Here is a 6,575-nt window from a genome sequence, read left to right as displayed (position 1 = left end):
CTTTTGATTCATAATCAGTTAACCAATACGGATTCAAAAAATGCTTGTGTTGGTCAAAAATCAAATTTTAAAATTGTGTTACCCTATAAGGCGCTAAGCATAACGTGGGATTTAGAGGGGTATTCTCCAATAGATTACACACCAGAACCTCAAATAATACCTACTCCAGATGGTCCTTCCTATGCATACTTATACAACAGGGATTTCATCTTTGATGAGTTAGGGAAATTGAAAATGCAGATCACGGCTGTAAGACCAAATGAAAATAATTGTTTAAGTGCTGAAATCGAATATGATTTTGACTTTGATATAAATCCCGTTCCTACGCCCATTATAAGTCTGGATCCAGAGGGGTTTGTAGATTCCTTGATTAGTTTTACAGATCTAAGCAATTCTAACTTAACAGATAAACCCCTGAATAAGTGGTTGTGGGACTTCGGCGATGATCAGGTATCAACAGCACAGAATCCAACTCATATCTATCGAAAACCTGGTGATTTTACCGTTAGGTTTTTTACAGGAAGAGATGACGGATGCATGTCTGAAGTGATTACAAAAGTTATACGTATCCGGACTAAAATAAATTATGATTCAACGGATATATGTCCTCCAAATGCTTTTAGTCCTAATGATGATAAAATAAATGATACCTGGATTATTGATGCTATTGAAACTTACCCTGATGTTACAGTAGAGGTTTTTACTCGTTACGGAGCGCGAATTTTTTTTAGCAGCGGGTATAGTGTACCTTTCGATGGAAAATTTAAAGGTGAAGCCTTGCCTGTGGGAACTTATTATTATATTATCGATCCAAACAATGGCACAAAAAGAGTAACAGGAGCTTTAACATTATTGAAATAACGTGAGAAAAAATATATACCTTATTCTGGCACTTGTATCACTAAATGTTGTGGCATTAGCGCAACAAAGGCCTCAGTATACCCAGTATATTTTTAACAATTACCTGTTGAATCCGGCCATTAGTGGTATTGAAAACTATACCGACATAAAAGTTGGTTATAGAAAACAGTGGGTTGGTATAAATGATGCACCTCAAACTTCATTTGTTTCAGTGAACTGGAAGCTTGGCGATGATTATTTATGGAGAAATCCGCTATCCTTGCCTGATAAGGGAGACAACCCGATGAGCAGGAATTATATGCAAAATTATACTGCTTCACCTTCACACCACGGGATGGGAATAATCGCCGTATTGGATGAAGTTGGGCCAATATCGAGATTAGATGCCAATATTACATATGCCTATCACCTGCAAATGGCCAATCAGTTAAATCTTTCGGTGGGTGTTGCTGCCGGATTAACAAGGATAGGGTTCGATTCGGGCTCATTGCAGTTTCATGATGGAGAAATAGAACCAGCAACCAGGAATGCCATTGAAAGTCAGGTTAAGCCAGATTTGGGGCTTGGAATTTGGTTATATGGAGCCAGATTTTTTGCAGGTGCATCGGCGCAGCAAATCTTATCTCAGAAGTTAAAATTTGTGAATGATCCTGGATTCAATCTTGGAAAGGAAGTTCCGCACTTTTTTGTTACCACCGGATATAGATTTTTTGTCTCAGAAGAGATATCTGCAACTCCTTCTGTGATGTTCAAAAAAGTAAGCCCTACACCGGTATCAATAGATGTAAATATGAAACTGTCCTTTAAAGACCGATTTTGGATAGGGGGGAGTTATCGTAAAGACGACTCATTTGCCGCATTGGCCGGGGTGAATATTAGCAAACTGATTAACCTTACCTATTCTTACGATTTTGTTACTTCGGATCTGAATCGTGTTACGAATGGAAGCCACGAAATTGTTTTAGGATTCCAACTCAATAATGTGTACGAAGTGTTTAGCACCACAAAAATGTGGTAAATCAAATATTAAAGCTCTTTTCTAAGGCGGGCCACAGGAATATTCATTTGTTCCCTATATTTAGCTACAGTTCTGCGGGCAATATTGTATCCTCTGTCTTTTAGTATCTCTGTGAGCTTTTCATCTGCAAGTGGTTTGCGTTTATCCTCATTGCCGATGCAGTCTTCAAGGATTTTCTTAACTTCTTTATTAGAAACCTCTTCACCACTTTCTGTTTGTATGGCTTCAGAAAAGAACGATTTCAATAGAAAAGTACCAAATTCGGTTTGAACATATTTAGAATTAGCAACCCTCGAAACCGTAGAGATATCCATATCTATTTTATCTGCAATATCTTTTAAGATCATTGGGCGCATTTTACGCTCATCTCCGGTAAGAAGGTATTCGTATTGATATTGCATAATAGCATTCATGGTTTTAAGCAAAGTCTGCTGCCTTTGCTTAATGGCATCGATGAACCATTTTGCCGAGTCCAGTTTTTGTTTTACAAATTGAACCGCTTCCTTCATCTTTTTATCTTTCTGGGCTGCTTTATCGTAATGATCAAACATGTCAATATAGGAGCGGCTAACCCTTAATTCCGGTGCATTCTTTGAATTGAGCGTAAGAATTAAGATACCATCATTATTTGATACATGAAAATCGGGAATTACCTGTAATTGTTTTGTTGTTACCTGATTAGAATCGCCAGGCTTAGGGTTGAGCCGTAATATTTCGGCAATAATCTCCTTAAGATCTTCACTGCTTAAACCTAAAGATTTTTCAAGTTTATCGTAATGCTTTTTGGTAAACTCGTCAAGATAATTTTCAACAATTTCAATAGCCTTTAAAATAATTGGGTTACTAGGGTCTTTCCGTTTCAACTGAAGGGTTAAGCACTCCTGCAAATCTCTGGCCGCAATACCCGGAGGATCAAATGCCTGAATAACCTTAAGCATTTCAAAAACATCTTCTTCTTCAACCATTACATTTTGAGAGAATGCAAGGTCATCAATCATTGAAGTAATTGGGCGTCGTAAATAACCGTCGTCATCCAGGCTTCCTATAATTTGTTTACCAATAATAAAGTCCTGATCTGATAAAGGAACAAGATCCAGTTGTTCCTGAAGGCTTTCAAAAAAGGTACTTTCAATCGCAATTGGAGTTTCCTTTTTCTCTTCATCGTCATCATTGTTATTGTACGATGTACTGTAATCATTTACACTATCGTCCTGCAAATAGTCATCTACATTAAATTCATCAACACTTTCTTCCTTTGCTCCGGCATCAAAATCATCCGGTGCATCATTTAAATCATCATACTCACTTTTAGGTTCTTCTGCAATCATTAGACTTGGATCTTCCAATGCAGGATTTTCTTCCAATTCTTCTTTAATACGTGTATCTAAAGCAACGGTTGGTACCTGCAGCAATTTTATAAACTGAATTTGCTGAGGCGATAATTTTTGAAGGAGTTTTTGTTGTAAATGTTGTTTAAGCATAGAGTAAGTGGCCCGGTAATTTAATATACCTGTTTCAAAAATACGCATTTCGTTTATATAATAGCAATTGCCACAATTATATTATAGAAAATACCTGATAAACAGAGCGAAATATATCAACCGTTTTTAGCGAAATATTTCATCGACATTACAAATATCTATTCCCCTTTGACGATGATTTTATATGAATGTTTCTTTATGATTAATGTAATTAATTTTAATGATAATTTGGTGCAAAAATACGTTGAAAAGGTTTTGAAATAGCTAGAAAAAGGGTTATGCGTGAATAAAAATTGGGTGGTCCAGGTCATTCAGCCCTCGTACCACTCCGGTTCTGTTTTTGTTCGGCTCTGGTCGAACGAGGTCCGAACAAGGTACCTATTAAAGTGCTGCAAAAACCGACTATATTACAGGCCCCAGTCAGCGCCCTTTCCAAATCTGAAACTAAACCAAAATTCATCCAATTTTTGGTAATCAATTGTATGGATTTACGATCAATTGATTTCATACGATTAAATATATTATAAATAAGAATATAATGCAACATTGTATTCTTATTTATAATACTTACTATCTCAAAATTTGTACTTAAAACAAATCACGAAAGTTTGAGCGCCGCTTCACGCTTATGTTCCGCTAATACATAATAAGTGAAAGTTTTTCCCACCATAGCCATTGCTTTAAGTTTTGTTTCAAAAAAAACATAAAAACTCTTAGAGCAGGTGGTCGCAACTTTAAGATGAAAATCATATTGTCCGGCGATCTGAGAACATTCCATTACCTCTTCGAAAGTGTTTATTTGCTGAAAGAAATTGTAAGCTGCCAGTGATGAATGGTCATTGAGTCTAACAAGTATATACGCCAATTCAATCTTATGGAGTTTTGTGTAATCGAGCAATAGTACAGATGCTTTTACAAAACCTCCCTTTTTAATAGTTTGATTCTTTCATGTGTCGCTGATTCCGATTTATGAATTTTATGAGCTATTTGCTTTATTGGCGGAGCCATGGTGGATGTCTGTCATAGGGGTGCCAATAACAGGTTAAATTTAGGCTAGAAAATGGCTTGGCCTGGATGGGCGGCCGTTTTTTTTTKAATTTCTTCAAAAACAATTCTTTGATATCTATGTTTAATTTTCTAATTTTAGATAAAACAAAACTAAACTATTATGGGGTTTGTAAAAGAATTTAAAGAGTTTGCCATCAAAGGCAGCGTGATGGATCTCGCAGTCGGTGTAATTATCGGTGGTGCTTTTGGTAAGATCATAGACAGTGTTGTTAATGACCTTATCATGCCGTTAATTTCAACAATAGTCGGCTCGGTTGATTTTAGTAATATGTATGTAGTACTAAAAGGAACTGTTTCCGAAGGAATGGCACTTGTTGATGCAAGAAAAGTTCCTGGGGCTGTTGTTTTTGCTTACGGTAATTTCATTACAGTAGCTATTAACTTCCTATTACTTGCATTAGCGGTATTTATGCTTGTAAAAGGGATTAATTCAATGAAACGCAAACAAGAGGCAGTTGCAGCCGCACCTGCAGGTCCTACTAAAGAAGAAGTTCTACTTACTGAAATCAGAGATTTACTGAAAAAGTAAATTAAAAGCTCTTTTTGACACCTGGGTCGGTTATAATAATATAATCACCCAGGTGTTTGTGTTTTTCCCATTCAGGGTTGTTAAAATCTGCCGAAGGGAAACACGACAAATTCGAAATGGTAAGTTTCTTCGAAGTACTTTTTAATTTTGCAAGCGTACCCAATCTTTCGTCACTATGAAAGCGGCCATTGAGCTGTAATATCTTTGTACCCTTATGTTTCTTTATATATCTGACAATAGACCAAGCCATTGTAGCATCCCAAAAATTCTGAGTCTGGTATATTTTCATGCTACCCATATTATGGCCGCCAAGTTCTTTTATAAATTTATTGTAATAGCTTCCGGTTGCTGTGTCTATAGGTAGTGGGGGTAAATAAGCTTTCGACTCTTTAGGAAGGGTATTTAAAACATTGAGCCCTGATTTACTAACCATATTGCTATATCTTGCAGCTCCATTAGCTCCAATTACATCTATTTTGTTGGCTTTTGCATATTCAATAAGGGGGCTGTAGTCCTTATAGTTGTTCCATGCCCTAGCTTCTTTCGTGAAATTTTTTTCAGAGATATAACCTCCTAGATATTCATTTATCACAGGCTGTACATCGGTATGAAACATTTCCATAGAAAGAGCAGTTTTGGGGTATGCAAGATGGATCTGTTTAAGAATTTCAAGCTCCAATGTGTGACCTACAGAATCATTGTGCTCTTCACCAAAAAATAAAACATCTGTTTTGTTTAGATTTTGGATCAATTCATTTACAGAGATAACTTTTCGATTTTTAACATCATAAATTTTATACTGCCGCGAAGTTTGCGCTAAAATAAATAAGGGCAGGCATATGCAAATAATAGTAAGGAGATGTTTCATGTGTCAAAAGTAAGGGATATTTTCACCGATTAAAAATGCACGTTTACCGATCTTTGGCGTAGATATAAATCATTAATGTTGGCTAATGGGATGGTTCTATATACATTTGATCTAGTACATTATATTAAAAGTTAAATAGAGCATAAAATTCATAAAGATTTTAATAGACTTTATTGAATTATATAAAATATACAGAAATGGAAAAATTTACGAACAACAACAGTTCTAGCAGATTATGGAGTGGGTTGATAATATTAGGTGTAGGTCTGGTGTTCTTTTTAAGGAATTTTGGCATCGATATTCCTCATTGGGTTATCAGCTGGCATACCTTGTTGATTGTAATCGGCTTGCTGGTTGGTTATAAGAGGAACTTTAACGGTGGTGGATGGATGATAATGGTGTTGGTAGGAGGGTTTTTTACACTTGAAGACATTGGAGAATTTGACTTGTCCAAATACTATTTTGCTATTGCATTTATTATTCTTGGTTTGTACATGATTTTTAARCCCAAAAGAACTGAATGGGATAAAGAGAGGTGGAGAAAAAGATGGAATAAAAGACATCCACGTTTCAGAAACTTTGATGAAGCTGTGAATACAGATGAAACGAAAGAATATAGCGATATAGATAAAGATGATATTCTTGATTCCGTGAATGTGTTTGGAGGCAGCCATCAAAATGTATTCTCAAAGAATTTTAAAGGAGGGGATGTGATCGCGATTTTTGGTGGCTCGGATATCAACTTAACGC

Annotated in this window: 7 protein-coding genes; 4 read left to right on the top strand and 3 right to left on the bottom strand. The window is 36.1% G+C overall.

The features are described from left to right. Positions 1–861: T9SS type B sorting domain-containing protein (locus tag AC1DG9_RS21125; RefSeq protein WP_477635188.1), on the top strand; the 861-nt coding region annotated here is incomplete at its 5' end. Between the two features lies 1 nt (position 862). Continuing rightward, the gene (locus AC1DG9_RS21120) at positions 863–1,879 is read left to right on the top strand and encodes a PorP/SprF family type IX secretion system membrane protein (RefSeq protein WP_172659824.1); all 1,017 of its coding nucleotides are present in this window, start codon (positions 863–865) and stop codon (positions 1,877–1,879) included. Positions 1,880–1,887: 8 nt separating this feature from the next. Here the strand turns inward: AC1DG9_RS21120 and rpoN are convergent, their stop codons facing one another. Continuing rightward, the gene (rpoN, locus tag AC1DG9_RS21115; RefSeq protein ID WP_172660307.1) at positions 1,888–3,360 is read right to left on the bottom strand and encodes an RNA polymerase factor sigma-54; all 1,473 of its coding nucleotides are present in this window, start codon (positions 3,358–3,360) and stop codon (positions 1,888–1,890) included. Between the two features lie 598 nt (positions 3,361–3,958). Further along, entirely contained in the window at positions 3,959–4,225 is a 267-nt protein-coding gene (locus AC1DG9_RS21110) for an Lrp/AsnC ligand binding domain-containing protein (RefSeq protein ID WP_172659825.1), read from the bottom strand. A 303-nt stretch (positions 4,226–4,528) separates the two neighbouring features. On the opposite strand from AC1DG9_RS21110, the gene mscL reads away from it, so the two are divergent. After that, positions 4,529–4,957, top strand: coding sequence for a large conductance mechanosensitive channel protein MscL (mscL, locus tag AC1DG9_RS21105; protein WP_288879021.1), 429 nt, complete (start codon positions 4,529–4,531; stop codon positions 4,955–4,957). Position 4,958: 1 nt separating this feature from the next. Here the strand turns inward: mscL and AC1DG9_RS21100 are convergent, their stop codons facing one another. Further along, entirely contained in the window at positions 4,959–5,825 is an 867-nt protein-coding gene (locus AC1DG9_RS21100) for a ChaN family lipoprotein (RefSeq protein WP_172659827.1), read from the bottom strand. A gap of 197 nt (positions 5,826–6,022) precedes the next feature. On the opposite strand from AC1DG9_RS21100, the gene AC1DG9_RS21095 reads away from it, so the two are divergent. Beyond that, on the top strand, positions 6,023–6,575 hold a 553-nt coding region (locus AC1DG9_RS21095; RefSeq protein ID WP_477635187.1), incomplete at its 3' end, for a LiaF transmembrane domain-containing protein.

The sequence above is a fragment of the Pedobacter sp. 05L430 genome (assembly GCF_056397585.1).
Note: the sequence above shows the minus strand (reverse complement) of the source record. Positions and strands in the feature narration are given on the sequence as shown.

Coding starts and splice junctions, on each gene's coding strand:
- mscL (WP_288879021.1), top strand. CDS start 4,529: ATGGGGTTTGTAAAAGAATTTAAAGAGTTTGCCATCAAAGGCAGCGTG.
- rpoN (WP_172660307.1), bottom strand. CDS start 3,360: ATGCTTAAACAACATTTACAACAAAAACTCCTTCAAAAATTATCGCCT.
- AC1DG9_RS21100 (WP_172659827.1), bottom strand. CDS start 5,825: ATGAAACATCTCCTTACTATTATTTGCATATGCCTGCCCTTATTTATT.